Raw genomic sequence first — 25,951 nt, 5'->3', positions numbered from 1 at the left:
TCCGGACGCCCCCTCACGCACCGCTCGCGTGACGGCGGTGGTGGCGTACGCCGCTAGCGCGCCCCCGCGTTGCCCCGGATGTCGTCCGGGTCGCCGTAGGGGTCGTCGTGCGTGTCGTGCTCGGCGAGGTCCTTCTGCACGCGCGGGTCGTCGGCGTCGGCGAAGTAGTCGAACGCGATGGTCTCGTCGCGCCCGTTGGACACCTTCATCGCGTTGAGCACGGCACTGAGGACGATCGCGAGCACGACGTTGATGGTGAACGCAGTGATCGCGATGTAGCCCATCTCGCCGATGCCCGGCATCATCCCGAGCGAGCCGCCGAAGTGCTTGCCGGTCACCGGGTTGATCACCTGGTAGGCCTCGATCGTGCCGTAGACCATGCCGGCCGCCCAGCCCACGAGCAGGGCGTAGCGGTGGAACCAGCGGGTGAAGAGGCTGAACACCACGGCCGGGAACGTCTGCAGGATCCAGATGCCGCCGAGGAGCTGGAAGTTGATCGCGTTCTGCTTGTCGAGCGTGAGCACGAAGATCAGCGCGAACGCCTTCACCAGCAGCGACATCAGCTTGGAGACCTTGGCCTCCTGCGCCGGCGTCGCGTCCTTGTTCAGCCACTCCTTGTAGATGTTGCGGCTGAACGTGTTGGCCGCGGCGATCGACATGATCGCGGCCGGCACCAGGGCGCCGATCGCGATGGCGGCGAAGGCCACGCCCGCGAACCACGACGGGAACATGTCCTCGAACAGCTGCGGGATCACCAGTTGCGCGTTGGGCTCGCCGTCGAGCCCGATGGGCTGCGTGCCCGCCGCGATCGCGACCCAGCCGAGCAGCGCCAGCAGTCCGAGCACGAAGGAGTACGCCGGCAGGATGGCCGCGTTGCGGCGGATCGTGTTGCGCGAGTTGGACGACAGCGAGGCCGTCACGGAGTGCGGGTACATGAACAGCGCCATCGCCGACCCGAGGGCGAGGGTGGCGTACGCCCAGTACTGGCCGGCACCCGGGATGAAGGCCCCCGTCGGCTTGCCGGTGACCTCGTTGGTGGTCGCCATCTTGTCCTGCGCGGCGCCGAAGATGGCGTCCCAGCCGCCGACCTGGCCGGGCAGGTAGACGATCGCCACGATGATGACGAGGTAGATGAGGATGTCCTTGACGAACGCGATGACCGCCGGCGCCCGGAGGCCGCTGGAGTACGTGTAGGCCGCGAGGAGCGCGAAGGCGATGAAGAGGGGCGCGTCCTTGGCGATGATGCTGTCGCCGCCGCCGAGGCCGGCCACCTCGAGGACCGCCTGGATGCCGACGAGCTGCAGCGCGATGTAGGGCATGGTGGCCACGAAGCCGGTGATCGCGACAGCGAGAGACAGCCCGCGGTCGTCGTACCTGCCCCGGACGAAGTCGGCGGTCGTGACGTAGCCGTGCCGGTGGCTCACCGACCACAGTCGCGCCATGAAGATGAAGATGATCGGGTAGAGCACGATCGTGTAGGGCACCGCGAAGAAGCCCGCCACCGCGCCGGTCGTGAACATCGCCGCAGGCACCGCGACGAACGTGTAGGCGGTGTAGAGGTCGCCGCCGAGCAGGAACCACGTGATCCACGTGCCGAACTTGCGGCCGCCCAGGCCCCACTCGTCGAGGGACTCCATGGAGTCGGCGCGCATGAAGCGGCTGGCCATGAAGCCGGCCACCGTCACGATCAGGAACAGGACGATCAGCACCGCGAGCGCGACGCCGTTGACGCCGCTCGTGTCGGCGGCCATGAGGGTGACCTCGGGTATGACGTGGGGTGTCATCGGTCCTCACCCACCTTGTGGGAGGTCAGCCCGCGGGCCGAGAGCGTGAGGCGGTAGGCCGCGAAGGTGAGGGCGGAGCAGATGAAGACCCAGAGGAACTGGTACCAGAAGAAGAACGGGAAGCCCCACAGCTCCGGCGCGTCCTTGCTGTAGGACGGCACCCACAGGAGCGCGATGATGGGGATCGCGAGCAGGACGGCGGCGAGCGCCATCTTGCCCTTGTCGGTCGGGGGGACGCCCTCTTCGGGGCGCGACTTGGGTGGTGTGTTCCCGGAATTCACCCGCGCGACCTTACTCGCGCGGTGACGACCGTCACCCCCCCTTCGGGGTGGCGCGACCAGCGGTCGGTCTGGCGCGACGAGCGGTCAGGCGTCAGCCCAGCAGCGCGTCGGCCGCAGCCGGGCTCGAGTCGCGGAGGAAGGTCGAGCACCGCTCCCACTCGTCGGTCTCGCCGATCGCCCGGGCGGCGAGGGCGAGGAGCGCGAGCGAGCGCAGGAAGCCACGGTTGGGCTCGTGCTCCCACGGCACCGGGCCGTTGCCCTTCCAGCCGTTGCGGCGCAGCCGGTCGAGCGAGCGGTGGTAGCCGACACGGGCGTAGGCGTAGACGGTCACGTCGTCGGCCCCCGCGTCCTGCGCCTGCTGCGCCAGGGCTGCCCAGGCGGCCGGGGAGTCCGGGCGCCTGCGTACGACGGTCGCGGGGGCGTCACCCCCGGCGAGCTCGGCGTCGGCGGGGTCGGCGGGCAGGTGGGTGGGCGGGGGACCGGCCATCAGGTCGCCGCCGTTGAAACCGGAGGTCATGGGCCAACCCTAGGCGGGTGTCGGACAGACTTGCCCCATGGGCCAGACCTTCACGACCGAGATCCAGGCGCGCTACCGCGACATCAACCTCGCCGGTCACGTGGACAACGTCGAGGCGGTCCGGGTGCTCGACGAGGCGCGCTACGAGTTCCTCCGGTTCGCCTTCCTCCCGGGCCTTCCCGCCGGTGCGACCGGGCTGCTGCACGGCACCGACCCGGGCGTGTCCGAGCTGGTCGCCTCGCAGACGATCGAGTACCACTCCGAGATGCGGTTCGTGCCCTACCAGCCGTTCCTGGCCTCGCTGTGGGTCTCGCGGATCGGCCGTTCGTCCTTCACCGTGGCCGCCGAGCTCCGGGTCGAGACGGGTGTTGGCCCGGCCGCGGTCTGGGAGTGCGTCAACGTGCTGTGGGACCACCGTGCCCAGGCTGCGTGGACGATCAGCGACGCCGTGCGCGCCGACCTCGAGCACTACCTCGGCGACCCCGTCGGCTTCCGCCGCTGAACTGGCACACGGCTCAGGCGCCGAGCAGCTGCCGCACCTTCGCCGGGCCGAGCGCCAGCACCAGGGTGGGCAGGCGGGGGCCGCGGTCGGCGTCGACCAGCAGGTGGTAGAGCAGCCGGAAGAAGTCCTTCTGGTCCGCCTTCACCTGGTCGGTGGGGGCGTCGTCGAGGCCGAGGCCGCGCGCGACCTTGGGCACCCCGTAGACGACCGACGTGACGGCGTCGAGGTCGCCGTCGTCGGGAAGCCGGTCGAGGAAGATCCGAAGCCACAGCTCCTCGTCCTCGTTGAGCGAGGACAGGCGCTCGGTGTCCGGCGTCTCGCGCACGGTGGTGCGCTCGTCGGCGGGCACGTGCTCGGCCGTCCACTGCATCGCCTTGGTCAGCCGGGGCTCGAGGTCGGCGACCGAGTCGTGCGGGAAGCCCGAGGACTCGATGATCCGCGAGATGAGGTCGGCCGATCCCGCTGTCACGTCGGCGACCGACGACAGCGTCCGGAACGGGACCGGCACCGCGGGGGAGGGGAGCCGGCCGGTGGACGCCGTCTCGGAGGCGCGGTGCCAGGCCAGCGTCGCGACGTCGGACTTGGCCGGGTCGGCGGCCTTGCGACCGAGCGCGTCCCACTCGTCGTACAGCCGCACGACGGAGGCGCCGAAGTCGATGTCGAAGGCCTGCGTGGGAGCGCGGCGGACGTAGAGCCAGCGCAGCATCGGCGCCTCGAGGATGCGGAGCGCGTCGGTGGCCGTCGGCACGCCGCCCGCCGACGACGACATCTTCTGCACGCCGGCGAAGCCGACAAACGCGTAGATGACCCGGGCCGGGGCGCGCCAGTCGAAGATCGACGACACGATCTCGGTGCCGACGGTGTAGGACGAGCCGGGGGTCATGTGGTCGCGACCGGCGGGCTCGAAGTTGACCTTCTCGTAGGCCCACCGCATCGGCCAGTCGACCTTCCACACGAGCTTGCCGTCGTTGTCGGTGGACAGGTTGGTCGTGCCCTCGAAGCCGCACGAGGAGCAGGTGTAGGTCAGCGTCGTGGTGGCGTCGTCGTACGCCGTCGTGGTGACGGTGTCGCGCCCGCACTGGCGGCAGTAGGGGCGGTAGGGGAAGCGGGCGATCGCGTCGGCGGTGGAGGTCGCGGACGGGTCCCCCTCCTCGTCGTCCTCGTTGGCGACCGAGTCCGCGAGGTCGGCGGCCTCCTGCTCGGATGCGTCCTCGGCGGGGGCGACCTTCTTGGTGCGGTGCTTGGCGAGCACCGCCTCGATCTCGTCGCGGCGGGCGACGGACTCGAGGACCTGCTCGCGGTAGGCGCCGGAGGTGTACATCTGCGTCTGGGAGATCTCCTCCATCTCGACGCCGAGCTCGCGCAGCGCGTCCTGCAGCGGCGCCTTGAAGTGCTCGGCCCAGCTGGTGTGGCACTCCCACGGGTCGGGCACGGCGGTGAGCGGTCGCCCGATGTGGTCGGCCCACTCGGCGGGCACGCCGGCCGGCACCTTGCGGAACCGGTCGAAGTCGTCCCACGAGTGGAGGTGGCGGACCGGCACGCCGCGGCGTCGCAGCTCCTCGGCCACGAAGTGCGGGGTGATGAACTCGCGCAGGTTGCCCAGGTGGATGGGCCCGCTCGGGGAGGCACCGGACGCGACCGTCACCAGGTTGCCCTCGCCCGCGTGGCGTACGGCGTCGTCCGCCGCCCGCGTCACCCAGTCGACCGGATCGCCCTGCCCCTGCCGTCCTCGCGCCATGCGGGCAAGGCTAGGGGACGCCGATGGGCGCCGGAGCCGACCCCCGTGGCGGCTCCGACGCCGTGCTCCGAGGAGCGGCCAGCCGCACACCCCCGCGGCGACCGGCGCAGACAGTATCGACTGGCCGTTCGCTGCCACGCGGATCCTGAGTGCCGGTGGCACTAAACTGCCACCATGCCCGGTGACCCGTCCTCCGTCCTCGCGGCCCTCGGCCTCGACCGGCGGACCGAACAGCTCTACTTCCGCCTGGCCCCCGTGTCCGGTCACACCGTCACCGGGGTCGCGCAGCTGGTGCAGCAGCGGCCCGACCAGCTGATGCGCAGCCTCGCCCCGCTGCTCGAGCGCGGCCTGGTGGTGGTGTCCGAGGACCGGATCGTGGTCCCGGCGCTGGCCGAGGCGGTCTCCGAGCTCGTGCTGCGCCAGGCGCGGTCGGCGGCGTCGTCGGCGGCGATGCTGGCCGAGCTGTCGAGCGCGGTGCCGCACCTCGTGGCCTCGACCACGCGCCCCGACCCGCGCCACGTCACCGAGGTCCATCCCCTCGACGGCGAGCTGAGCTCGGGCGGCAACCCGCTGGAGCTCCTGCAGCTGATGCTGCGCACCAGCCGCGGCGACATGCTGTGGCTGCGCCCCGACGCCTGGGCGATGCCGCGCGAGTCACAGGTCAGCGAGCTGCTCGCCGAGGCGATGGCGACGGGACGGCGCTCCCGGGCGATCTACCCCGCCCGCGCGCTGACCGAGGCGCCCGAGGCGCTGCGCGTGCGCGCCGGGCTGGGGGAGCAGGTGCGGATCATCTCGGAGGTGCGCACCCGGTTGTTCATCTTCGGTGACACCCACGCCGTGATCCCCGAGCCCATCGGCTTCACCGACGAACCGCGTGTGCACGTGCGCCAGCGCTCGATCGTCGCGGCCCTGACGATGTGGTTCGAGTCGCTGTGGGACCGGGCCGCGCCGATGCCCGAGCTCGAGGCCGGCCGGGTGAGCCCCGACGGACGGCAGTTCCTGCTCGAGCAGCTGATGGCCGGGACGACCGACGAGGTCATCGCTCGCAACCTGGGCATCGGCCTGCGCACCGTCCGGCGCCGCATCGCGGCCCTGATGACCGAGCTCGGCGTGGACACCCGCTTCCAGGCGGGCGTCGAGGCGGTCCGGCGCGGCTGGCTCTGACCGCGGGCGGCTCGGCGGAGCAGCGTCAGGTCAGCGTGAGGTCAGCGTGAGGTCAGCGTGAGGTCAGCGCGGCAGGATCATCGTGTATGCCGCCCGCTCGAGGCGCCAGCTGCGGCTGCGCTCGGGCCCGGAGATCTCGCCGTCGGCCGACAGCCAGAACTCGTCGCCGCTCACCTTCACCGACGTACCGCGCAGGGTGACGACGTCGTCGCGCTGGTCGTGCTCGCCCTTGCGCAGCCGCATGACGTAGCCGAGCTTGGCGCTCGGCTTCACGGCGCGGCTGATCATCACGTCGAGCAGCCCGTCCTCGGTGTCGGCGTCGGGGTTGAGCTCGGTGCCGCCGCCGACGTTGCCGCCGTTGCCGATGGCGACCATCAGCACCGGCCGGTCGACGTCGTTGACGACCTCGCCGTCGAGCTCGACGCGCAGGCGCCAGCTGGGCGGGTGGAACGCGGACAGGAGGGCCCCGATGGGGTAGCCGAGCTTGCCCAGGTTGACCTTGCCGACTCCGACGGCCCCCAGCCGGGTCTTCCACTTCGCGCCCTTGCGGCTGGCCTGCGCGCCGACCCCGACGTGCACGTTGTTGGCCACGACGTTGCCGGTCTCGTCGACGATGAGGTCGACCTTGCGGGGCTCGCCCGCCAGCACGAGCCGGGCCGCGTCCTCGATCTCGAGCGGGATGTCGTTGCCGCGGGCGAAGTCGTTGCCGGTGCCCATCGGCAGGAGGGCGAGGGTCGTCTGGTCGAGCTCGCGGCGCTTGTGCAGGGCCGTCACGACCGCGTGCAGGCTGCCGTCGCCGCCGGCCACGACGACCGTACGACCGCCGGCGCGGTGGAGCACGCCGTCGAGCTCGCCGGGGTTGGAGGTCTTGGCGACCTCGACGGAGGCCTTCTCTCGGAGGACGACGAGGGCCTCGGCGAGCCGCTCCTCGTCGGAGGTGCCGGCGTCGGCATTGGTGATGACCAGCAGGGAGCGCACGTCCGGACCCTAGCCGACCCCTGTGCGATAGCGTGGCGTCGCAAGAGCCCCGGTGCCTTGTGCCGGGGCTCCTGCATTTTTCCTGCACCGACCGTTTCTGCCGAATGACAGAGGGAGGGCTGAGATGCCCGCGATCGTCGTGCTCGGAGCCCAGTGGGGCGACGAGGGCAAGGGCAAGGCCACCGACCTGCTGGCCACCACGGACCCGATCGACTTCGTGGTCCGCACCAGCGGCGGCCACAACGCCGGCCACACCATCGTGATCGACGGTGAGAAGTACGCCACCCACCTGCTGCCGAGCGGCATCCTCACGCCCGGTGCCACCTCGGTGATCGCCAACGGCGTGGTGGTGTCCCCGGAGGCGCTGTTCCGCGAGCTCGACGGGCTCCTCGCCCGCGGGGTGGAGGTGGCCGACCTGAAGGTGAGCGCCAACGCCCACGTCATCGCGAGCTACCACGCCACCATCGACAAGGTCACCGAGCGCTTCCTCGGCAAGAACCAGATCGGCACCACGGGCCGCGGCATCGGCCCGGCCTACGCCGACAAGATCAACCGCGTCGGCGTCCGGATCGCCGACCTCTTCGACGAGAAGATCCTGCGGGAGAAGATCGATGCCGCGCTCGACGTGCGCAACCACCTGCTGACGAAGGTCTACAACCGGCGCGCCATCGAGGTCGACGCGGTCGTCGAGGAGCTGCTCTCCTACGCCGACCGGCTCCAGCCCATGGTGTGCGACACCTCGCTGCTGCTCAACCAGGCGCTCGACGCCGGCCAGACAGTGCTGTTCGAGGGCGCCCAGGCCACGATGCTCGACGTCGACCACGGCACGTACCCGTTCGTCACGTCCTCCAACCCGGTCGCCGGCGGTGTCTGCGTCGGCGCGGGCATCGGCCCCACCCGCATCGACCGGGTGATCGGCGTGATCAAGGCCTACACGACCCGGGTCGGCTCCGGCCCGTTCCCGACCGAGCTCTTCGACGAGGACGGGATCCAGCTGCAGACGCTCGGCGGCGAGATCGGCGTCTCCACCGGACGCACCCGCCGCTGCGGCTGGTACGACGCCGTCGTCGCGCGCTACGCGAGCCGGGTCAACGGCCTCACCGAGTTCTTCCTCACCAAGCTCGACATCCTCGGCTCCTGGGACCGGATCCCGGTCTGCGTGGCCTACGAGATCGACGGGCAGCGGGTCGAGGAGATGCCGATGACGCAGACCGAGTTCCACCACGCCAGGCCGGTCTACGAGTACTTCGACGGCTGGAACAGCGACATCTCCGGCTGCCGCTCCTTCGACGAGCTCCCCAAGAACGCCCAGGTCTACGTCCAGGCGCTCGAGGAGATGTCGGGCGCGAAGATCTGGGGCGTCGGGGTCGGACCGGGTCGCGAGCAGACCGTGGTGGTGCACGGGTGAGGACCCTCGTCGTCGGGACCGGCGGCCGCGAGCACGCCCTCGCGCTCGCCCTCGCCGCCGACCCGGCGGTCACCGAGGTGCACGCCGCGCCCGGCAACCCCGGCATCGGAGAGGTCGCCACCCTGCACCCCGTCGACCCGATGGACGGCCCGGCCGTCGCCGCGCTCGCCACCTCGATCGGGGCAGACCTGGTGGTCATCGGGCCCGAGGCCCCGCTCGTCGCCGGTGTCGCCGACGCGGTGCGCGCGGCCGGGGTCGCGGTGTTCGGTCCCTCCGGTGACGCGGCCCGGCTCGAGGGGTCCAAGGCCTTCTCCAAGGAGGTCATGGCCGCCGCCGGCGTGCCGACCGCCGGCTCCCACACCTGCGCGACGCCCGACGAGGTCGCCGCGGCGCTCGACGCGTTCGGGGCCCCCTACGTCGTCAAGGACGACGCGCTCGCCGCGGGCAAGGGCGTCGTCGTCACCACCGACCGCGACGAGGCGCTGGCCCACGCGGCCGGGTGCGGGCGGGTCGTCGTCGAGGAGTTCCTCGACGGACCGGAGTTCTCCCTCTTCGTCGTCTGCGACGGCACCGTCGGGCGACCGCTGCTGCCGGCGCAGGACTTCAAGCGCATCTTCGACGGCGGCCGCGGGCCCAACACGGGCGGCATGGGCTCGTACGCCCCGCTGACCTGGCTGCCCGACGGCATCGTCGACACCGTGATGGCCGACGTCGTCGCGCCGACGCTGGCGGAGATGCAGCAGCGCGGTGCGCCGTTCGTGGGCTGCCTGTACGTCGGGCTCGCGCTGACCGCAGCCGGCCCGAAGGTCATCGAGTTCAACTGCCGCTTCGGCGACCCCGACGTGCAGCCCGTGCTCGCCCTGCTGACCTCCCCGCTCGGCACACTGCTGCGCGCGGCCGCCGACGGCGACCTCGCGGCCGTCCCGGCGCCGACGTTCGCAGACGGCGCATCGGTCTCGGTCGTGATGGCCAGCGCCGGCTACCCCGAGGGCTCCAGCACGGGCGACGTCATCGTCGGCACCGAGACGCTTGCCGTCGAGGACGACGTCGACGTGGTCCACGCCGGCACCGCGCGGACCGACGCCGGGCTGGTGACCGCCGGCGGCCGGGTGCTCGCCGTCCGGGCGACCGGGTCGGACGTCGCCGACGCCCGCGCCAAGGCGTACGAGGGCATCTCGAGCGTCAGCTTCCCGGGCGCCCAGTGGCGCCGCGACATCGCGGCCGAGCCGCTCGGTGTGGTCGAGGGCGCCGCGTCCCGTGGCTGACCCCTTCGCGTGCGGGTCCGACGTGCGCGTCCGCGAGGTGCTGCACGACGCCGAGTGGGCGTCGTGGGACGAGCGTGTCGTCGGCGACGACGGGACGGTGCTCGCCACGGTCCAGGTCGACGGCACCCCGATGGTCTTCCCGCCGCACCCGGTGCCGCACCCGTGGGGGCACCTCGAGGCCTGGACCGGCACGACCGTGCTCAAGCTGCGCCGGAGTGGTGACTGGTACTCGGTGTGGAAGTTCTTCGACGCCTCCGGCCTGCTCTCCTGGTACGTCAACTTCGAGACGCCCGTCGTGCGCACCGCCGACGGCGTCGCGGTCAACGACCTCCAGCTCGACATCGTGATCGCGCCCGACGGCGCGTGGCGGTGGAAGGACGTGCAGGACCTCGCCCCCAGCCTGGCGTCCGGGCGCATCACCCACGACGAGCTGCTGGCGACGCTCGCCGCCGCCGCCGAGGTCGCGGACCTGCTCGATCGCGGCGACCGCTGGTGGGCACCGTGGGACGGCTGGGCGCCCGCTGATGGGATGATCTGAGCCGTGAGCGTCCCCAACGTCCTGGCCACCCGTTACGCCGGTGCTGATCTCGCCGAGATCTGGTCGCCCGAGCACAAGATCGTCCTCGAGCGGCAGCTCTGGATCGCTGTGCTCAGGGCCCAGCGCGACCTCGGCATCGCGGTTCCCGACGGCGTCGTCGAGGCCTACGAGGCGGTCGTCGCCAAGGTTGACCTCGACTCGATCGCCGCGCGCGAGCGCGTCACCCGCCACGACGTGAAGGCGCGCATCGAGGAGTTCTCCGCTCTTGCCGGGCACGAGCACATCCACAAGGGGATGACCTCGCGCGACCTCACCGAGAACGTCGAGCAGCTGCAGCTGCGCCGCTCGCTCGAGGTGGTGCGCGACCGCGCCGTCGCCACCCTGGTCCGCCTGGGCCGGCTCGCCGCCGAGCACGAGGCCACCGTGATGGCCGGTCGCTCGCACAACGTGGCCGCGCAGGCCACGACGCTCGGCAAGCGCTTCGCGACCGTCGCCGACGAGATGCTGATCGCCGTCCAGCGGATCGAGGAGCTCCTCGCCCGCTACCCGCTGCGCGGCATCAAGGGGCCGATGGGCACCGCCCAGGACATGCTCGACCTGCTCGACGGCGACGCCTCGCGCCTCGACGAGCTCGAGGAGCGGGTCGCCCGACACCTGGGCTTCGAGCAGGTGCTGACGAGCGTGGGCCAGGTCTACCCCCGCTCGCTCGACTTCGAGGTCGTCTCCGCGCTGGTGCAGCTGGTCAGCGGCCCGTCCAACCTCGCCACCACCGTGCGGCTGATGGCCGGACACGAGCTGGTGACGGAGGGGTTCAAGGAGGGCCAGGTCGGCTCGTCCGCGATGCCCCACAAGATGAACACCCGCTCGTGCGAGCGGGTCAACGGCCTCGCCGTCATCGTCCGCGGCCACCTCTCGATGGTCAGTGAGCTCGCCGGCGACCAGTGGAACGAGGGCGACGTCTCCTGCTCCGTCGTACGCCGCGTCGCGCTGCCCGACGCGTTCTTCGCCACCGACGGGCTCTTCCAGACCTTCCTCACCGTGCTCGACGAGTTCGGCGCGTTCCCGGCGGTCATCCAGCGCGAGCTCGACCGCTACCTCCCGTTCCTCACCACGACGAAGGTGCTGATGGCGGCCGTCCGCAACGGCGTCGGCCGCGAGGCCGCCCACGAGGCGATCAAGGAGGCCGCCGTGGGCACCGCGCTCGCGATGCGCGCCGGCCAGGCCGACAACGACGTCTTCGCCAAGCTGGCCGCCGACGAGCGGCTGGGCCTGACCCGCGAGCAGATCGACGCGCTCGTCGCCGACCCGATCGAGTTCACCGGCGCTGCCGTGGCCCAGACCCGCGCGGTCGTCGCCCGGATCGAGGCCCTCGCGGCCGCCCACCCTGCCGCAGCGGCGTACTCGCCCGGCGCGATCCTCTGACCGGGCGGCGACCTCCGCTCCGTCGGGGGTTGTCAGGCTCTCGCTGAACTTGTCAGGCCGTGCACGGGCCGACAAGCTCAGCGATCCCCGGTCAGCCGGGGATCACTGGAGCGGCGCCTTCATGGTGTTCAGTCGCCGAGCCGCCAGGAACGTACGGCCGCGGCGAAGGCGAGCGTCAGGACCGCGAGCGCCGCGAGCAGGGCCGCGCGGGCGGCCATCGGCGCTGAGGTCACCGTGCCGACGGCCTGGTAGACGGTCATCAGCAGTGCGGCGCCGAGGGCGGAGCCGATCCGCTGCCCGGTCTGGAGGGCACCGCCCGCCGCGCCACCCATGTCGGGCGGCACCTCGGCGAGGGTGAGCGTGAAGTTGGGGGAGATGACCCCACCGCCGCCGACGCCGGCGAGGAACATCGCGGGCGCGAGGGTCCACCACAGGGTGTCGGTGGGCGAGGTCACCAGCCACGCGGCGAGCGCGGTGCCGGTCATCATCACGCCGAGCGCGACCAGGGTCACCCGCCGGCCGAGGGTGCCGACGAGCCGCCCGGCGAGCGGCGAGGTGGTGGCGGCGCCGACGGCGAACGGCGTCATCAGCAGGGCGGCCTGCAGCGGCGAGAACCCCTCGCCTTCCTGCAGGTGCACCGACAGCACCAGGAAGATCCCGGTGAAGCCGGTGAAGTAGAGGGTGCCGACGAGCAGGCCGTTGGCGTAGCCGGGCAGGCCCCGCAGCAGCGACACGTCGAGCAGAGGCGGGTGGCCCCGCTCGACGGTCCGCGCCTCCCACCGCACGAACGCCCACGCCAGCAGCGGGAAGGCGACCAGCACCACCAGCGGCAGGCCGGCGCCGCCCTCGAGGCTGATCAGCGGGAACAGCACCGCCAGCACGGTGAGACCCAGCAACACCGCGCCGACGAGGTCGATGCGGGGGTCCTTCGCGGCGCCCTCGGGCCCGGCGCCGACGTGGTTGTCGGGCACCAGCCGGCGGATCAGCACCAGGGCCACGAGGCCGATGGGCACGTTGATGAGGAAGAGCGAGCGCCAGCCGTTCTCCTCGCCGAGCAGGCCGATCAGCAGGCCGCCGATGAGCGGCCCGGTGGCCGACGCGACGGCCACGGTGAAGCCGAACATCCCGAAGGCGCGGCCGCGCTCGGCGCCGCGGAAGAGCTGTTGGATGAGGCCGGAGTTCTGCGGGGTGAGCAGGCCCGCGCTGGCGCCCTGGACGAGGCGGGCGAGCACGATGGCGGCCGCGTTGGGCGCCAGCCCCACGGCGGCGCTGGAGACGATGAAGCCGATGAGCCCGATGGTCATCATCCGGCGCCGGCCGTGCGCGTCGCCGAGCCGGCCGCCGGCGACGAGGGTCATGCCGAAGGCGAGCGCGTAGCCCGACACCACCCACTGGATGGTCGCGGCCGAGGTGTCGAGCCCGGCCCGGATGGACGGCACGGCGACGTTGACGATCGTGACGTCGAGCAGCGACATGAAGCCGACGACGAGGGACACCGCGAGCACCCGCCAGCGACGGGGGTCGGGCTCGTACGCCGTCTCGTCGCCGCTCGTGCGCTCGGCCTGCTCGTCCTGGGTCATCCGCGCCAGCCTCTCACCCGGCGCCAGCGCCGAGGACCGCCCGACGGGAGGGGCAGGATGGGCCCATGAAGGCGATCCAGGCGCGGGTGACCGGACAGGTGCAGGGCGTGGCGTTCCGGTGGCACACCCAGGAGCAGGCCCAGCGGCTCGGCGTCGTCGGGTGGGTGCGCAACGAGGTCGACGGCAGCGTGCTGGTGCACGCCGAGGGCGACGACGACGCCGTCGACGCGCTCGTGGAGTGGTGCCGGCACGGACCGCCGTCGGCGCGGGTGCGCGACCTCGCCGCCCGCGACGCGGCACCGAGCGGGGCCTCCTCCTTCCAGGTCACCGGCTGACCGCGCCGGACGCGTGCTCGAACTGTAGTGATCTTGTCGACTATCGTGGGGGCATGACGACCGTGACATCAGCACCGCCGACCTACGACGACGTCCAGGTCGTGGTGCCCGCCCCGGGCCCCGGCGCCGGCAACTGGGCCGGAGCTGCGAGCGCCGTCCTCGTCGACGGTGTCTTCTGGCTGACCTGGCGGGTCCGCCGGCCGCTGACCGACGGGCGGGGCGTGTCGGTGGTCGTCGCCCGCTCCGAGGACGGCGTCACCTTCGAGCCGGTCGCCGAGGTGGCGCGCGAGGCGTTCGGCGCCGAGTCCTTCGAGCGGCCCGTGCTCGTGCCGCTCCGCGAGGGCGGGTGGCGGCTCTACCTGTCCTGCGCCACCCCCGGCTCCAAGCACTGGTGGGTGGACAGCCTGACCGCCGACACGGTCGAGGGGCTGCCCGACGGCGTACGACGCCGGGTGCACGAGGGCGACCGCGACACCGGCGTCAAGGACCCGGTGATCACGGTGGGCGAGGACGGCTACGAGATGTGGCTGTGCTGCCACCCCCTCGACGAGCCCGGTCACGAGGACCGGATGACGACCCGGCGGCTCACCAGCGCCGACGGCCTGCAGTGGGAGGACCACGGCGAGGTGCTCGCCGGCCGCGAGGGCCAGTGGGACGCCCGTGGCGCTCGGGTCAGCGCGGTGCTGCCCGACGGCACGGTGCTGTACGACGGCCGGCCGGACGCCGAGTCCAACTGGTTCGAGACCACCGGGGTGGCGACCTGGGACGGCACCGCCCTGACCCGCGCCGCGCAGCCGCCGATCGCCTCCCCGCACGCCGATGGCGCCTTCCGCTACGCCACCGCCGTGCCCCTGCCGGACGGCCGGGTGCGCTACTACGTCGAGGCCGCGCGTCCCGACGGCGCGCACGACCTCGTCACCTGCGTGCGCTGACCCCGCGGTCCGCCCCGTTCGCTGTCCCGACCTGGCGCACCGGGTCGGCGTCGCGCTCCACGAGACGGGTCACCGTCGCGGAGCGCTGGGCGAACGAGCCGCGGCTCTCCGGGTTGAGCCAGTCACTGAAGTCCTGCCCGGTGAGCTCGCCGAGCAGCCCGACGTCGTCGGCGTAGCTCTCGATCAGCTGCTGCCGGCTGATCGCGTCGAGGCGGGGGCGGTGCGCGTCCCGGTGGTCGCCCAGCAGGCCGAGCGACAGCGGGTGGACCGCCCGCCACACCTGCGGCGGCGCGAACTGCCCCAGCCGCGCGCCACTGCGCACGACCGGCCCGAACAACCGCGGCCGCCAGCCCGGCGGGACGAAGTTGCGTGAGTTGTCGCGCGGGATGGAGTCGACCTGGCCCTCCCGGATCCCGAGGAACCGGCTCACCCGGTCGACCGTCGCGCCGGGCGCGTCGACGAGGTCGCGGTAGCGGATCACAAGGATGCGCTCGGGGTCGACGTAGCGATGCAGGTGCGCCAGCTGCTCGCCGTACCGCCCGAGCTCGCGGTAGCGCCAGAAGGGCGCCCAGCCGGCGCGGACCCGCTCGTCCTCGCGACCGAACGCCGACACGAAGTCCGCCTCCGGCTCGAGGCCGTCGGACCACAGGTGCATCCAGTTGCTGTAGGCGCGGTCCACCGGGTCGCGAACGACGGCGACGAGACGTACGTCGGGAAGGTCCTCGGCGATGCGGCGGTGGGCGCCGCGGCTCCACAGGTAGAACGGCGTGCTCTCGCCGCGCGCCTGGTGCTGGGCCGCCGGGGCGAAGAGCGGGAAGTAGCGGTCGGCGCGCCAGATCCACTCCTGCTGCGAGTGCTTGTCGCCCGGGCCCCGCCAGGCCGGTGGCGGCGCGCCGTCGCACAGCCAGTACTTCGGTTCCTTCGGGTCCGACACGAAGACGTCCGGGTGCTGCGCGAGCGCGGCGTGGAGCGCCGTCGTACCGGCCTTGGGGGCGCCGATCACGAGGAAGTCGGGGCGTGGTGCTCGGGGCACGGTCCCTCCCGGAGGTGAGGTGCTGTCACTTAGTAGACTAAGTCACTAGACAATGCTCCGCCAGACCCCTGGGGCGGTGTCTGGACAACCAGCGCGCAGCACCGGACCCGGCACGCCCGTCGTCAGCCGAGCAGCCCCTGCCGGCGTGCCGTCGCCGCGGCCTCCGTGCGGTTGGCCGCCCCGAGCTTCGCGAGGATGTGCGAGACGTGGACGCTGGCCGTCTTGGGCGACATGAAGAGCTGCACGCCGATCTGCCCGTTGGTCATCCCCTCGGCCACCAGCCGCAGCACCTCGACCTCGCGCCCGGTCAGCACGCCGTCCGTACGACGCTCGCGCGGGCCGATCGCCCACCTCTCCGCGAGCGCGTCGGCACGCGCCAGCAGGGGCGCGGCGTCGAGCCGCTCGGCGACCGCTCGTCCGGCCGCGAGGTGGCGCCGGGCAGCGTCGCGGGCCCCGTGGACCGCCTCCTGCTCCGCCAGTGACAGGTGCGTGACAGCCGCGTCGGGGACGTGCCCGATCCGTTCCCAGCCCTCGAGGGCGGCCCGCAGCGCGGGGCGGGCGTCGCGGCCGTGGAACCGGTCGATCTGGGCGGCGAGGTCGAGGGGCCAGACCTCACCGAGCCGGCCGTAACGACGGAACTGCGCGGCGGCGTCGGCGACGGCCTGCACGTGCATGGCGGCCGCGGACTGGTCGTCCTGGGCACCCTCGAGCGCGGCGTCCGCCTCCGCCCTGAGCGCCACGAGGACCAGGCGCCACAGCTGGTCGTCGTACATGAGCATGCGGTCCATGCCCCACAGGGGAGCGAGCTCGGCCCTCATGCCGGTGAGGTCGCCGGCCTGGATGGCGACCATGGCGAGCACCCCGCGGGCATCGGTCACCGGAGCGCCGCCGGCCGCGGGCGACTCCAGCTGCCGACGCCACCGCGCGGTCCCCGACGCGTGGCCCGTCTGCAGCAGCTCGAGGAGGTGCAGGTGCGCGTTGCTGGTGCGAACGTCGTCCTCCCACCACGGTTCGGCCTCGTGAAGGAGCTCGCGGGCACGCCGCCAGCGACCGGTGAGGATCCAGGACATGGCGGCGTTCTCCGCGAGGTGCTCCCACACGTTGACCGACAGGTGGGGGTGGGTCAGTCGCTGCAACGCCTCCTCCGCGGCCTGCTGCGCCTCCACGTGGCGTCCGCAGATCAGCTCGCACCAGACGAGGTTCCCCCAGAGGTGGAACACGCCGTCCCAGCGCTCGTCGCCGAACACGTCGAGCGCCTCGCGCAGCCGTTCGGCCGCGCGCTCCGGGTCGCCGTTGACCTGGGCGCGGTAGGAGTCCCGTGACTCCACCATCACCGACGCCCGCATGTCGCCGAGCGCGCGCGCCGCGGACCTGGCGCGGTCCGCGAGGCGCTCCCCGCGGGCGAGGTCGGCCGTCATCAGGCTGCCCGTGTTGCTCCACGCGTTGACGGCCATCAGGTCGGGCTCGCTGTCCTCGAAGAGGTCGGCAATCTCCGTGAGGCGGTCCTCGGAGTAGATGTTCGCCTCTCCCTTGCCGTGCTCGAACACGACCATGGCGTGGATGAGCTGCATCGCTGCGGGGAGCTGGTCGACCGGGGCTGCCGCCATGCACGCCCGCTTGACCGTGTGGGACGCGATGCCCGAGGCGAGGAGGGCCCGGGCATAGGCATCCCGCAGCGACATCCCCGCGACCTCGGACGCATCGGGAAGGACGGCGTACGCGCCGAGGATCCGCGTCCAGAGGGCCGTCTCCTCGTCGGGCCGGCACACCCGCGCGGCAGCCGGCAGCGCCGCGACGGTCGCGGCCAGCGCACGTCGTACGTCACGCGCCTGGTGCCAGTGCTCGGCGACGGCCAGGAGGGCCGGGTCGGCCGGGAGCACGCCCGGGTTGTCCTCCAGCACCTCGGCCCACCGCCGGTGCCACGCGCGCCGCGCCCCGGGCCCGGTCTCGCGGTCCGCCGCCTCGCGCAGGAGCGCGTGCCGGAAGGCCACCCCGTCGCGCTCGTGGTCCGTCGTCAGGATCCCGGCGCGCAGCGCCTCGACCAGCGCCGCGTCGAGCTCCTCCGGTGTGACGTCGAGGACCTGCTCGAGCAGGCTGATCCGCAGGTGGCCGTCACCGACCGCCGCGGCCTGGACCAGCCGCCGTGTCTCGGGGCCGAGGCCGCCCAACCGCCCGGCCGCGACCGCCGCCACCGTCGTCAGCTCCGGCCGCCCGGCGGCTGCCACCAGCTCCTCCACGACGAAGGGGATGCCGTCACTGAGCCGCTCGACGCGGCTGGCGACCTCGGCCGACGGGTGCGATCCCAGCAGGTCCCGGAGCTGGCGCTGGACCGCGTCCGTGCCCAGGCGCGACAGCGGCAGCACGTCGCACCCGGGAGTGCGCGCCAGCCCGGCGACGTACGACGTCAGGGTGGCCTCGGCCGCCGGCGTGCGCTCGGGGTCGTCGGTGCGCACCGTGGCCACGATCAGCAGACCTGCCGGCAGGGTCCGCGCCGCGAGCCCGACCAGGTCCCGCGTCGCCGAGTCGGCCCAGTGCAGGTCCTCGACGACCCACACGACGAGCTGCTCGCGGGCCAGCCGCTCGAGCAGGTCGAGGAAGGTCGAGAGCAGCTGCACCCGCTCGACCTGCAGCCGCGGGGCTGCGCCGGGGAGCAGTGGGGCGAGCGCCTCTCGCTCGGCCGGCAGCAGGACGTCGACGCCGGCGACCCGCGCGAGGTCGCGCAGCGTGTCGGCGACCACCCCGAACGGGATCTCGCCCGTCGTCATGTCGGCGGCGTGCCCGGTGAGCACGAGCGCCTCGCCGAGGCTCCCCACGGCCTCGGTGACGAGTCGGCTCTTGCCGATGCCGGCCTCGCCGGTGACGAGCAGGCACCGGCTGGTGCCGCCGCGGGCGGTCACGACAGCCCCGGCGATCCGGTCCAGCTCGGCCTCGCGGCCGACGAGCCTCCCGACCATGAAGCGATGGTCGCAGGCGAGTGGCCCGATGGCCACGACGACTTCGTCGGCACGCGCGGCCGACATCAGACCGCGGGACGCGGTGCGGGGAGCCAGCGGCTCCACCCGTTGCGGCGCGGCGACGGGACCTCGGTGACGACCGGCTCGACCGGCTGACGGGTACGACGGGCGGCTCGGGCCGCGGCGACCCCGCGGGCGACGTCGGCGCGGTGGAAGGTGGCGATGCGGGCGGTGGTGTCGATGGCGGTGTTGTTCATGGCGGGCTCCTGGCTGGGTGCGGGTGGATGCCTCCACGCTCCGGCTAAGGCCCCCTGCCCCACATCGGGCAGACGCCTTATCTGCGCCTGCAGGTGCCTCAGACCTGAGCCGGCGTGGCCGGGATCTCGTCGGCGTCGGCTTCACCCCTGGGCCGCCCGCGCCCGAGACTGGAGACCATGAGCGCCCCCGTGACCGTGTCCGTCACCCGTCACGTCGACCCCTCACGCACGACCGAGATGCTGGCGTGGGTGCAGGCGGGCACGTCGCTGGCGGAGAAGTTCGACGGCTTCCTCGGCTCCGGGTGGGTGCGGCCGAGCGAGCACTCCACCGAGTGGCACATGCTCTACCGCTTCTCCGACACCGACTCCCTCGCCTCGTGGGAGGCCTCCCCGCAGCGCGAGTGGTGGCTCGAGGCGGCGCACGGCAGCGTCGAGGAGCGCCGCCGCGAGCGTCGTACCGGCATCGAGGGATGGTTCGACGAGCCGGCCTCGGTCGAGTCGCTCAGCGCTGCCCCGGTCGCGCCGCCGCGGTGGAAGCAGATGGTCGTCATCTTCATGGTCTTCCTGCCGCTCAGCCTGCTCGCCAACTTCATCGCCTCGCGCACCATCTCGGCCTGGCCGCTGGTGCCGCGCGTGGTGCTGGTGACGTCGGTGATGACCCCGCTCATGACGTACGTCTTCCTGCCGTGGATGACGCGCCGGATGAACTGGTGGCTGCACCGCTAGGGTCCGCCCATGGGGGACGTGTCTGCTGAGCCTCGCGATCCGGGCTGGCTCGGTCTCGGCTGGGTCGGCTCCGGCGTGATCGGCGGTGCCGCGACCGGGGTCCTGGCCGGCGTGGCGCTCGGCCAGCTGGTGTCGTACACGTCCGACCGGACGCCTGACTACGAGGCACGACCGGAGATCGGACCCGTCCTCGGCGCGGTCCTGGGGGTGTTCGCGATGCTGCCCGTCGGGGTGCTCCTCGGCCTCGCCGTGGGCCTTGGGTTGCGGGCGATGGCCCGCACCGGTCGGGCCTCGGCGGCGCGCAGCGCCCTCGCCGGCCTCGGTGTCGGCGTCGTGTTGGTGGTGGCGGTGGCTGTCGTCCTCGGCATGGTCGTGGACCCGAGCGCCGCGCCGGGCCTGCCCCCGCTGCCCGTCGTGGTCGTCCCTGCAGCCGTCGCGGGCGTCGCGGGTGCCGGACTCGCACTGCTCATGCAGCGCTCGGCCACTAGGCTCGACGCGTGGCCGAGCTGAACATCCCCGCAGCCCCTCCGATCGAGGGCACCACGCACCTCCACTCCGGCAAGGTCCGCGACCTCTACCGGATCGACGCGGGGGAGCACGAGGGCCGGCTGCTGATGGTCGCCAGCGACCGCATCTCCGCCTACGACTTCGTCCTCGACACCACGATCCCCGACAAGGGCGAGATCCTCACCCGGATGTCGCTGTGGTGGTTCGACCAGCTCGCCGGGCTGGTCGGCAACCACGTCGTCTCCACCGAGGTGCCCGCACCCGTCGCCGGGCGCGCGGTCGTGTGCGAGCGGCTCGAGATGTTCCCCGTCGAGTGCGTGGCCCGCGGCTACCTCACCGGCTCCGGCCTCCTCGACTACGCCCGCACCGGCGAGGTCTGCGGCATCCCGCTCCCCGCCGGCCTGCAGGACGGCAGCCGGCTGCCGGAGCCGATCTTCACGCCCGCCACCAAGGCCGACCTCGGCGACCACGACGAGAACGTCGACTACGAGGCCGTGGTCGAGGCGATCGGCGACGACTCGGCCGCCGAGCTGCGGATGCTCACCATGGAGGTCTACGACAAGGCCCACGCGATCGCCCGCGAGCGCGGCATCATCCTGGCCGACACCAAGCTCGAGTTCGGCCGGCGACCGGACGGCACCACGATCCTCGCCGACGAGGTCCTCACCCCCGACAGCTCCCGCTTCTGGCCCGCCGACGAGTGGCAGCCCGGCCGCGCCCAGTCGTCGTACGACAAGCAGATCGTGCGGGACTGGCTCACCGGGGAGTCCGGCTGGGACCGGACGTCCGGCGAGGCGCCGCCGCCGCTGCCCGAGGCCGTCGTCGACCGCACCCGCGCGCGCTACCTCGAGGCCTACGAGCTGCTGACCGGGGAGACGTTCTGACGACGAGGCGCTTCACCGCGACCATCGAGCTGCCGCACTCGGCGGAGCAGGCCTTCGCCTACCTCGTCGACCCGCGTCGCCGCCCCGAGTGGCAGTCGAGCCTGCTGTCGGTCGACGTGCCCGAGGACGAGGAGCCCCACCTCGGGCAGACCTGGACCGAGCTGACCGTGGTCGGCGTACGACCGCGCCTGGAGGTCGTCGAGTTCGAGCCGTTCCGGTCGTGGGCCGAGCGCGGCGCATGGCGCGGCGTCGAGGCGACGCTGCGGCTGCGCTTCATCGGCACCCGCGACGGCTGTCGCGTGGTCGCCGACGGCGAGGTGTCCGGCTCGGGGTTGTACGCCGTCGCGGCGGGGAGCTCGGGGCTGCTGGCCAAGCGGGCGATCGCCGCCGACCTCCGCACCGCCGGCCACCGGATCGCGCAGCGCGCCGACTGAGTCCCCTCAGCCCGCGCGCGTCTTGTTGCGCACGTTGATGAGCGTCACCAGCAGCCACGCGATGACCACCCCGGTCCCCGCGTGGAAGAGCAGCGAGCGCAGCCAGAGGCCACCGAGGGATCCGTCGGTGTCGGCGAGCTCGTCGCTGCCGCCTGTCCGTCCGCCGAACACCACCGCCGGCTGACCGTCGCCACGCCCGGATGCGAGCCACCACACCAGCACCAGCAGGACGACGCCGAACGCCATCACGCCGAAGCGCCAGCCCGGCGACGTCGCCAGCGCGCCGAAGAAGCCCACCGCGACGAACGGCAGGAACACGACGGCGCCGACGATGACGATGGCCGTGCTGGCGAGGAAGTCCATGGCGGACGGTAAGACCCGCAGCGCGATCCCGTCGACCGATCGACCACCCCTGAGTAGGTTGGCGCCATGCCGAACCTCTCCTCGCTCCTCGAAGGCTCCGCCGAGGCCTATCCGGACCGTACGGCCGTCGTGCTGGGCGGCACCCGCCTGACGTACGCCCAGGTCGACGCGGCCGCCAACCAGGTCGCCAACCTGCTGGTCTCGCGCGGCATCGAGCCGGGCGACAAGGTCGCGCTGAGCTGTCCGAACCTGCCGTACTTCCCGATCGTCTACTACGGCATCCTCAAGGCCGGGGCGACCGTCGTGCCGCTCAACGTGCTGCTGAAGGGACGCGAGGTCGCCTACCACCTGGACGACTCGGACGCGAAGGCGTACTTCTGCTTCCAGGGCACCCCGGAGCTGCCGATCGGTGCCGAGGGCCACGCCGGCTTCGAGCAGACCGACTCGTGCGAGCACTTCTTCGTCATCACCGCCGACCCGGCTGCGGACTCGCCCATCGAGGGCACCGAGACGCTCGGCCAGGCGCTCAAGGGGCAGGCCCCGGTCTTCGAGTCCCGTGAGGTCGGCGCCGACGACACCGCCGTCGTCCTCTACACCTCCGGCACCACCGGTCAGCCCAAGGGCGCCGAGCTGATGCACCGCAACATGATCAGCAACGCGCTCGCCAGCGACGCGCTCTTCGGGGCCGACTCCGGCAACCCCGACACGCTGCTGTGCGTGCTGCCGCTGTTCCACTCCTTCGGCCAGACCGTGATCATGAACGCCGGCTTCGCCTTCGGCGGCACCGTCGTGCTGCTGCCGCGCTTCGAGGCCGGCCCGGCGCTGACGCTGATGGAGCAGGAGGGCGTGACCTTCTTCGCCGGCGTCCCGACGATGTACTGGGGCCTGCTCGGCGCGCTCGACGACTCTGGTGTCGACGTGAAGCGGGTCGCCGACCAGGTGCGGGTCGCGGTCGCGGGCGGGTCCGCGCTGCCGGTCGAGGTGCACCACGAGTTCGAGCGTCGCTTCGGCGTCACGATCCTCGAGGGATACGGGCTCTCCGAGACCTCGCCGGTCGCGAGCTTCTCCGTCTACGGCGAGCCCGTGCGCGTCGGCTCGATCGGCAAGCCGATCCCCGGCGTCGAGATGAAGCTGATCAGCTCCGAGCCCGGGGTGCGCGAGGACGTCGAGGACGCGGAGGACGTGATCGGCGAGATCGCGATCAAGGGCCCCAACATCATGAAGGGCTACTACGGCCGCCCCGACGCGACCGCCGAGGCGATCGTCGACGGCTGGTTCCGCTCCGGCGACCTCGGCCGCAAGGACGCCGACGGCTGGTACTACATCGTCGACCGGTCCAAGGACATGATCATCCGCGGCGGCTACAACGTGTACCCGCGCGAGATCGAGGAGGTCCTCCTCACCCACCCCGACGTCTCGCTCGCCGCCGTCATCGGCGTGCCCCACGAGAGCCACGGCGAGGAGATCAAGGCCGTCGTCATCCGCAAGGACGGCGCCACGGTGACCGAGGACGAGCTCGTCGCGTGGGGCAAGGAGCAGATGGCGGCCTACAAGTACCCCCGCATCGTCGAGTTCGTCGACGCGCTCCCGATGACCGCGACCGGCAAGATCCTCAAGCGCGAGCTCGGCTGATGCGGGCCCTCGGGATCGCGCTCGGTGCGGTGCTGGTGATCACCGGCGCCGTCTGGACCTTCCAGGGCCTCGGCTACCTCGAGGGCAGCCCGATGACCGACCAGAGCATCTGGGCGATCCTCGGGCCCCTCGTCGCCGGCCTCGGGGTCGCCCTGGTCATCGTCGCCGCCCGCCGGCGGGGGTGACGTACGCCCTGCGGCTGGGTCTCGTGGGGGTGGCGGCACATCGCGGCCTGGGGGTCCTCTGAGGTGCGATCTGCCGCCACTCTGCTCGGTGACCGGCCGGGAGTGGCGGCACATCGCAGATGAGGTGCCTCTGGTCGTGCGATCTGCCGCCACCTCGCGAGGCGGGGTCGGCTCACGTCAGGCCGGGCTGATCCCCAGCCGCTCCTGGAGCGCGATGGCGTCGAAGGGGGCGTGCACCTTGGCGTCGTTGTCGAAGTAGACGAAGACGTCGAGGCCGTCGGCCTCCCAGGCGCGCACCTTGTCGGCCCAGCGGTCGAGGGCCGCGTCGGAGTAGCCGCTGGCGTAGAGCTCGGTGTCGCCGTGCAGCCGGACGTAGGCGACGCTGCTCGTCACCTCGTCGAACATCGGCCACGTGCCGGCCGAGTCGGCGACCACCATCCCGATGTCGTGGGCCCGCAGCAGCTCGCAGAACTCCGCCGTGCGGAAGGAGGCGTGCCGCACCTCGAGCACGTGGTGCAGCGGGCGGTCGACCGGGGTCGAGGTGTCGGCGGGCTCCTTCAGCTTGTCCGCGTCGTGGTGGGCAGCGGCGTACGACGACGCGGCGGCCGTCGTGCGCGGCAGCAGGTCGAAGAACGCGGCCAGGCGGTCCGGGTGGAAGCCCAGGTTGGGCGGCAGCTGCCACAGGACCGGGCCCAGCCGGTCGCCCAGCGACAGCACGCCCGAGGCGAGGAAGGTGGCGAGAGGCGTCTCGACGTCGTTGAGCTTCTTCATGTGCGTGACGAATCGGGGTCCCTTCACGGAGAGGACGAAGTCGTCGGGGACCTGCTCGGCCCACGACCGCCAGCTCGAGGGCCGCTGCAGGGAGTAGAAGGAGCCGTTGACCTCGACGCTCGTCAGCCGCTCGCCGACGTAGGCCAGCTCGAGGCGCTGCGGCAGCCCGGGCGGGTAGAAGTGGCCGCGCCAGCCGGCGTACCGCCACCCGGAGATGCCGATCCGTGCCATGTCGAGCTCCTGTCGCGCGCCGTGCCGCCGCACCTTGCGTACCCGCTGCGTCCACCGTCATGCCCGCCGGGCGCGTTCGCGCGGCGGCTCCGTAGAATCGGCACCGCCCGTCCCACCCTGTCACCCAGGAGCATCCCCGTGGCCCGAGTCGTCGTCGACGTCATGCCCAAGCCCGAGATCCTCGACCCCCAGGGCAAGGCGGTGCTCGGCGCGCTGCCCCGGCTCGGGTTCGACCTCGTGACCGACGTCCGACAGGGCAAGCGGTTCGAGCTCCAGGTCGACGGCGAGATCACCCCCGAGGTGCTCGCCCAGATCGAGGACGTCGCCGGGACGCTGCTGTCCAACCCCGTGATCGAGGACTTCGAGGTGCACGTCGAGGAGCACTCGGTGGCCGAGGTCGCGCACGAGGCCGGCCGCGCATGAAGGTCGGTGTCGTCACCTTCCCCGGCTCGCTCGACGACGTCGACGCCCGTCGCGCCGTCACGATCGGCGGCAACGAGGCGGTCGCGCTCTGGCACGGCGACGACGGCCTCAAGGGCGTCGACGCGGTCGTGCTCCCCGGCGGCTTCTCCTACGGCGACTACCTCCGCTGCGGCGCGATCTCCCGCTTCGCCCCGGTGATGACGTCGGTGATCGAGGCGGCCGGCAAGGGCCTGCCCGTGCTCGGCATCTGCAACGGCTTCCAGATCCTCTGCGAGTCGCACCTGCTGCCGGGTGCGCTGATCCGCAACGACCACCGCAAGTTCGTCTGCCGCGACCAGCGGCTGCGCATCGAGCGCGTCGACACCCCGTGGACGTCGGCCTACGCCGAGGGCGCGGAGGTCACGATCGTGCTCAAGAACGGCGAGGGCGGCTTCGTCGCCGACCAGCCGACGCTCGACATGCTGGAGGGAGAGGGCCGCGTGGTCGCGCGCTACCTCGACGACAACCCCAACGGCTCGCTCCGTGACATCGCCGGCATCTCCAACGAGCGCGGCAACGTCGTCGGCCTGATGCCCCACCCCGAGCACGCGGTCGAGGACCTCACCGGTCCCGGCACCGACGGGCTCGGCTTCTTCACCTCCCTCGCCGAGAAGGCCTTCGCATGAATCCCCGCACGCTCTACCGCACCGTCGCCGTCGCCGAGGCGGTCACCTGGGCACTGCTGCTGACCGGCATGTTCCTCAAGTACGTCACCGAGACCACCGAGCTCGGAGTCCAGGTCTTCGGCATGGTCCACGGCGTCGTGTTCATCGCCTACTGCCTGGTGACCGCGCTCCTGTTCGTCGACCAGAAGTGGCCCGTCAGCCGGCTGGCGCTGGGCCTCGGTGCTGCGGTGCCGCCGTTCGCGACGGTGCCCTTCGAGAGGTACGCCGAGCGCGCCGGGCTGCTGGGCGACTCCTGGCGCCTGCGCTCCGAGGCTCCGCACGGCCTCCTCGAGCGACTCACCGGCTGGCTGGTCCGCCGCCCGGCCCAGGGTGCGCTCGTCGGCCTGGTCGCCGTGGCCGGCCTGACGGGCGTCGCGCTCGTCGTCGGCCCGCCCGCCTGACG

The 25,951-nt window shown here is 72.4% G+C and carries 28 protein-coding genes; 17 read left to right on the top strand and 11 right to left on the bottom strand.

Going from position 1 to position 25,951, the window contains the following annotated elements; translation table 11 throughout:
* Nucleotides 1-53: 53 nt before the first annotated feature.
* The 3 genes from mctP to AC1DP1_RS17465 all read right to left on the bottom strand — a co-directional run bounded on the left by mctP (nucleotide 54) and on the right by AC1DP1_RS17465 (nucleotide 2,582).
* Complete coding sequence (gene mctP / locus AC1DP1_RS17475) at nucleotides 54-1,784, bottom strand: monocarboxylate uptake permease MctP (RefSeq protein WP_477507902.1); 1,731 nt, start codon at nucleotides 1,782-1,784, stop codon at nucleotides 54-56.
* Nucleotides 1,781-2,065 carry a DUF3311 domain-containing protein gene (locus AC1DP1_RS17470; protein WP_477507901.1) on the bottom strand — a complete coding sequence of 95 codons (285 nt, stop codon included), beginning with the start codon at nucleotides 2,063-2,065 and terminating at the stop codon, nucleotides 1,781-1,783. Before AC1DP1_RS17470 ends, mctP begins: the two co-directional genes overlap by 4 nt.
* 91 nt (nucleotides 2,066-2,156) lie before the next feature.
* Complete coding sequence (locus AC1DP1_RS17465; RefSeq protein WP_477507900.1) at nucleotides 2,157-2,582, bottom strand: DUF3151 domain-containing protein; 426 nt, start codon at nucleotides 2,580-2,582, stop codon at nucleotides 2,157-2,159.
* A 37-nt stretch (nucleotides 2,583-2,619) separates the two neighbouring features.
* Here AC1DP1_RS17465 and AC1DP1_RS17460 point away from each other — a divergent pair, with 37 nt between their 5' ends.
* Nucleotides 2,620-3,084, top strand: coding sequence for an acyl-CoA thioesterase (locus AC1DP1_RS17460; RefSeq protein WP_477507899.1), 465 nt, complete (start codon nucleotides 2,620-2,622; stop codon nucleotides 3,082-3,084).
* Between the two features lie 13 nt (nucleotides 3,085-3,097).
* Here the strand turns inward: AC1DP1_RS17460 and lysS are convergent, their stop codons facing one another.
* Nucleotides 3,098-4,822: a lysine--tRNA ligase gene (lysS, locus tag AC1DP1_RS17455; RefSeq protein ID WP_477507898.1), complete on the bottom strand. Its 1,725-nt coding sequence runs from the start codon at nucleotides 4,820-4,822 to the stop codon at nucleotides 3,098-3,100.
* 174 nt (nucleotides 4,823-4,996) lie between these two features.
* Here lysS and AC1DP1_RS17450 point away from each other — a divergent pair, with 174 nt between their 5' ends.
* Entirely contained in the window at nucleotides 4,997-5,986 is a 990-nt protein-coding gene (locus AC1DP1_RS17450; protein ID WP_477507897.1) for a helix-turn-helix transcriptional regulator, read from the top strand.
* A 63-nt stretch (nucleotides 5,987-6,049) separates the two neighbouring features.
* On the opposite strand, the gene AC1DP1_RS17445 is transcribed toward AC1DP1_RS17450, so the two are convergent.
* Nucleotides 6,050-6,964 (bottom strand): diacylglycerol/lipid kinase family protein, encoded by a 915-nt coding sequence (locus AC1DP1_RS17445; RefSeq protein ID WP_477507896.1) that lies wholly within the window; start codon nucleotides 6,962-6,964, stop codon nucleotides 6,050-6,052.
* A 124-nt stretch (nucleotides 6,965-7,088) separates the two neighbouring features.
* Here AC1DP1_RS17445 and AC1DP1_RS17440 point away from each other — a divergent pair, with 124 nt between their 5' ends.
* From AC1DP1_RS17440 to purB, 4 genes are read left to right on the top strand one after another with little or no spacing between them, the layout of a single operon-like run.
* Entirely contained in the window at nucleotides 7,089-8,372 is a 1,284-nt protein-coding gene (locus tag AC1DP1_RS17440; RefSeq protein WP_457189680.1) for an adenylosuccinate synthase, read from the top strand.
* A complete protein-coding gene (purD, locus tag AC1DP1_RS17435) occupies nucleotides 8,369-9,637 on the top strand; it encodes a phosphoribosylamine--glycine ligase (RefSeq protein WP_477507895.1) in 1,269 nt (422 codons plus the stop codon). The genes AC1DP1_RS17440 and purD overlap by 4 nt, the downstream gene beginning before the upstream one ends.
* On the top strand, nucleotides 9,630-10,175 hold the full coding sequence (locus tag AC1DP1_RS17430) for a ribonuclease FAU-1 family protein (RefSeq protein WP_477507894.1): 546 nt from the start codon (nucleotides 9,630-9,632) through the stop codon (nucleotides 10,173-10,175). Before purD ends, AC1DP1_RS17430 begins: the two co-directional genes overlap by 8 nt.
* A 3-nt stretch (nucleotides 10,176-10,178) precedes the next feature.
* Complete coding sequence (purB, locus tag AC1DP1_RS17425; RefSeq protein ID WP_477507893.1) at nucleotides 10,179-11,597, top strand: adenylosuccinate lyase; 1,419 nt, start codon at nucleotides 10,179-10,181, stop codon at nucleotides 11,595-11,597.
* 128 nt (nucleotides 11,598-11,725) lie between these two features.
* On the opposite strand, the gene AC1DP1_RS17420 is transcribed toward purB, so the two are convergent.
* Complete coding sequence (locus tag AC1DP1_RS17420) at nucleotides 11,726-13,177, bottom strand: MFS transporter (RefSeq protein ID WP_477507892.1); 1,452 nt, start codon at nucleotides 13,175-13,177, stop codon at nucleotides 11,726-11,728.
* 65 nt (nucleotides 13,178-13,242) lie between these two features.
* Between AC1DP1_RS17420 and AC1DP1_RS17415 the strand changes: the two genes are divergently transcribed.
* Both AC1DP1_RS17415 and AC1DP1_RS17410 read left to right on the top strand, forming a co-directional pair.
* Nucleotides 13,243-13,512, top strand: a complete 270-nt coding sequence (locus AC1DP1_RS17415) for an acylphosphatase (RefSeq protein WP_457189670.1) — start codon at nucleotides 13,243-13,245, stop codon at nucleotides 13,510-13,512.
* 53 nt (nucleotides 13,513-13,565) lie between these two features.
* Nucleotides 13,566-14,444, top strand: coding sequence for a hypothetical protein (locus AC1DP1_RS17410; protein ID WP_477507891.1), 879 nt, complete (start codon nucleotides 13,566-13,568; stop codon nucleotides 14,442-14,444).
* On the opposite strand, the gene AC1DP1_RS17405 is transcribed toward AC1DP1_RS17410, so the two are convergent.
* The 3 genes from AC1DP1_RS17405 to AC1DP1_RS17395 all read right to left on the bottom strand — a co-directional run bounded on the left by AC1DP1_RS17405 (nucleotide 14,428) and on the right by AC1DP1_RS17395 (nucleotide 18,688).
* Nucleotides 14,428-15,477, bottom strand: coding sequence for a sulfotransferase family protein (locus AC1DP1_RS17405; RefSeq protein ID WP_477507890.1), 1,050 nt, complete (start codon nucleotides 15,475-15,477; stop codon nucleotides 14,428-14,430). The two genes, AC1DP1_RS17410 and AC1DP1_RS17405, sit on opposite strands and share 17 nt — an antisense overlap.
* Nucleotides 15,478-15,599: 122 nt before the next feature.
* Nucleotides 15,600-18,431 carry a helix-turn-helix transcriptional regulator gene (locus AC1DP1_RS17400; RefSeq protein WP_477507889.1) on the bottom strand — a complete coding sequence of 944 codons (2,832 nt, stop codon included), beginning with the start codon at nucleotides 18,429-18,431 and terminating at the stop codon, nucleotides 15,600-15,602.
* A 65-nt stretch (nucleotides 18,432-18,496) separates the two neighbouring features.
* A complete protein-coding gene (locus tag AC1DP1_RS17395) occupies nucleotides 18,497-18,688 on the bottom strand; it encodes a hypothetical protein (RefSeq protein WP_457189662.1) in 192 nt (63 codons plus the stop codon).
* Between the two features lie 177 nt (nucleotides 18,689-18,865).
* Between AC1DP1_RS17395 and AC1DP1_RS17390 the strand changes: the two genes are divergently transcribed.
* The 4 genes from AC1DP1_RS17390 to AC1DP1_RS17375 are packed head-to-tail and all read left to right on the top strand — an operon-like array spanning nucleotide 18,866 to nucleotide 21,239.
* On the top strand, nucleotides 18,866-19,414 hold the full coding sequence (locus AC1DP1_RS17390) for an antibiotic biosynthesis monooxygenase (protein ID WP_477507888.1): 549 nt from the start codon (nucleotides 18,866-18,868) through the stop codon (nucleotides 19,412-19,414).
* A gap of 9 nt (nucleotides 19,415-19,423) precedes the next feature.
* Nucleotides 19,424-19,924, top strand: a complete 501-nt coding sequence (locus AC1DP1_RS17385; RefSeq protein ID WP_477507887.1) for a hypothetical protein — start codon at nucleotides 19,424-19,426, stop codon at nucleotides 19,922-19,924.
* Entirely contained in the window at nucleotides 19,912-20,805 is an 894-nt protein-coding gene (locus AC1DP1_RS17380; protein WP_477507886.1) for a phosphoribosylaminoimidazolesuccinocarboxamide synthase, read from the top strand. The genes AC1DP1_RS17385 and AC1DP1_RS17380 overlap by 13 nt, the downstream gene beginning before the upstream one ends.
* Complete coding sequence (locus tag AC1DP1_RS17375) at nucleotides 20,694-21,239, top strand: SRPBCC family protein (RefSeq protein WP_477507936.1); 546 nt, start codon at nucleotides 20,694-20,696, stop codon at nucleotides 21,237-21,239. Before AC1DP1_RS17380 ends, AC1DP1_RS17375 begins: the two co-directional genes overlap by 112 nt.
* A 6-nt stretch (nucleotides 21,240-21,245) precedes the next feature.
* Here AC1DP1_RS17375 and AC1DP1_RS17370 read toward each other — a convergent pair whose 3' ends face one another.
* Complete coding sequence (locus tag AC1DP1_RS17370; protein ID WP_477507885.1) at nucleotides 21,246-21,602, bottom strand: hypothetical protein; 357 nt, start codon at nucleotides 21,600-21,602, stop codon at nucleotides 21,246-21,248.
* A 66-nt stretch (nucleotides 21,603-21,668) separates the two neighbouring features.
* On the opposite strand from AC1DP1_RS17370, the gene AC1DP1_RS17365 reads away from it, so the two are divergent.
* Nucleotides 21,669-23,234: a long-chain-fatty-acid--CoA ligase gene (locus AC1DP1_RS17365; RefSeq protein ID WP_477507884.1), complete on the top strand. Its 1,566-nt coding sequence runs from the start codon at nucleotides 21,669-21,671 to the stop codon at nucleotides 23,232-23,234.
* Nucleotides 23,234-23,419, top strand: a complete 186-nt coding sequence (locus AC1DP1_RS17360) for a hypothetical protein (protein ID WP_457189650.1) — start codon at nucleotides 23,234-23,236, stop codon at nucleotides 23,417-23,419. Before AC1DP1_RS17365 ends, AC1DP1_RS17360 begins: the two co-directional genes overlap by 1 nt.
* Before the next feature lie 177 nt (nucleotides 23,420-23,596).
* Here the strand turns inward: AC1DP1_RS17360 and AC1DP1_RS17355 are convergent, their stop codons facing one another.
* Nucleotides 23,597-24,421 (bottom strand): DUF72 domain-containing protein, encoded by an 825-nt coding sequence (locus AC1DP1_RS17355; RefSeq protein WP_477507883.1) that lies wholly within the window; start codon nucleotides 24,419-24,421, stop codon nucleotides 23,597-23,599.
* A 138-nt stretch (nucleotides 24,422-24,559) separates the two neighbouring features.
* On the opposite strand from AC1DP1_RS17355, the gene purS reads away from it, so the two are divergent.
* Genes purS through AC1DP1_RS17340 form a run of 3 tightly spaced genes read left to right on the top strand, consistent with a single transcriptional unit; the run spans nucleotide 24,560 to nucleotide 25,949 of the window.
* Entirely contained in the window at nucleotides 24,560-24,844 is a 285-nt protein-coding gene (purS, locus tag AC1DP1_RS17350; protein ID WP_300047571.1) for a phosphoribosylformylglycinamidine synthase subunit PurS, read from the top strand.
* The gene (purQ, locus tag AC1DP1_RS17345; protein WP_477507882.1) at nucleotides 24,841-25,509 is read left to right on the top strand and encodes a phosphoribosylformylglycinamidine synthase subunit PurQ; all 669 of its coding nucleotides are present in this window, start codon (nucleotides 24,841-24,843) and stop codon (nucleotides 25,507-25,509) included. Before purS ends, purQ begins: the two co-directional genes overlap by 4 nt.
* On the top strand, nucleotides 25,506-25,949 hold the full coding sequence (locus AC1DP1_RS17340) for a DUF3817 domain-containing protein (protein WP_300047569.1): 444 nt from the start codon (nucleotides 25,506-25,508) through the stop codon (nucleotides 25,947-25,949). The genes purQ and AC1DP1_RS17340 overlap by 4 nt, the downstream gene beginning before the upstream one ends.
* Nucleotides 25,950-25,951: the final 2 nt, after the last annotated feature.

The sequence above is a fragment of the Nocardioides sp. P4_G10 genome (genome assembly GCF_056401175.1).
This window is presented reverse-complemented; position numbering and strand designations above follow the sequence as displayed.

Coding starts and splice junctions, on each gene's coding strand:
- mctP (WP_477507902.1), bottom strand. CDS start 1,784: ATGACACCCCACGTCATACCCGAGGTCACCCTCATGGCCGCCGACACG.
- AC1DP1_RS17465 (WP_477507900.1), bottom strand. CDS start 2,582: ATGACCTCCGGTTTCAACGGCGGCGACCTGATGGCCGGTCCCCCGCCC.
- AC1DP1_RS17460 (WP_477507899.1), top strand. CDS start 2,620: ATGGGCCAGACCTTCACGACCGAGATCCAGGCGCGCTACCGCGACATC.
- lysS (WP_477507898.1), bottom strand. CDS start 4,822: ATGGCGCGAGGACGGCAGGGGCAGGGCGATCCGGTCGACTGGGTGACG.
- AC1DP1_RS17450 (WP_477507897.1), top strand. CDS start 4,997: ATGCCCGGTGACCCGTCCTCCGTCCTCGCGGCCCTCGGCCTCGACCGG.
- AC1DP1_RS17440 (WP_457189680.1), top strand. CDS start 7,089: ATGCCCGCGATCGTCGTGCTCGGAGCCCAGTGGGGCGACGAGGGCAAG.
- AC1DP1_RS17420 (WP_477507892.1), bottom strand. CDS start 13,177: ATGACCCAGGACGAGCAGGCCGAGCGCACGAGCGGCGACGAGACGGCG.
- AC1DP1_RS17415 (WP_457189670.1), top strand. CDS start 13,243: ATGAAGGCGATCCAGGCGCGGGTGACCGGACAGGTGCAGGGCGTGGCG.
- AC1DP1_RS17410 (WP_477507891.1), top strand. CDS start 13,566: ATGACGACCGTGACATCAGCACCGCCGACCTACGACGACGTCCAGGTC.
- AC1DP1_RS17400 (WP_477507889.1), bottom strand. CDS start 18,431: ATGGTCGGGAGGCTCGTCGGCCGCGAGGCCGAGCTGGACCGGATCGCC.
- AC1DP1_RS17395 (WP_457189662.1), bottom strand. CDS start 18,688: ATGAACAACACCGCCATCGACACCACCGCCCGCATCGCCACCTTCCAC.
- AC1DP1_RS17390 (WP_477507888.1), top strand. CDS start 18,866: ATGAGCGCCCCCGTGACCGTGTCCGTCACCCGTCACGTCGACCCCTCA.
- AC1DP1_RS17385 (WP_477507887.1), top strand. CDS start 19,424: ATGGGGGACGTGTCTGCTGAGCCTCGCGATCCGGGCTGGCTCGGTCTC.
- AC1DP1_RS17370 (WP_477507885.1), bottom strand. CDS start 21,602: ATGGACTTCCTCGCCAGCACGGCCATCGTCATCGTCGGCGCCGTCGTG.
- AC1DP1_RS17365 (WP_477507884.1), top strand. CDS start 21,669: ATGCCGAACCTCTCCTCGCTCCTCGAAGGCTCCGCCGAGGCCTATCCG.
- AC1DP1_RS17360 (WP_457189650.1), top strand. CDS start 23,234: ATGCGGGCCCTCGGGATCGCGCTCGGTGCGGTGCTGGTGATCACCGGC.
- AC1DP1_RS17355 (WP_477507883.1), bottom strand. CDS start 24,421: ATGGCACGGATCGGCATCTCCGGGTGGCGGTACGCCGGCTGGCGCGGC.
- purQ (WP_477507882.1), top strand. CDS start 24,841: ATGAAGGTCGGTGTCGTCACCTTCCCCGGCTCGCTCGACGACGTCGAC.
- AC1DP1_RS17340 (WP_300047569.1), top strand. CDS start 25,506: ATGAATCCCCGCACGCTCTACCGCACCGTCGCCGTCGCCGAGGCGGTC.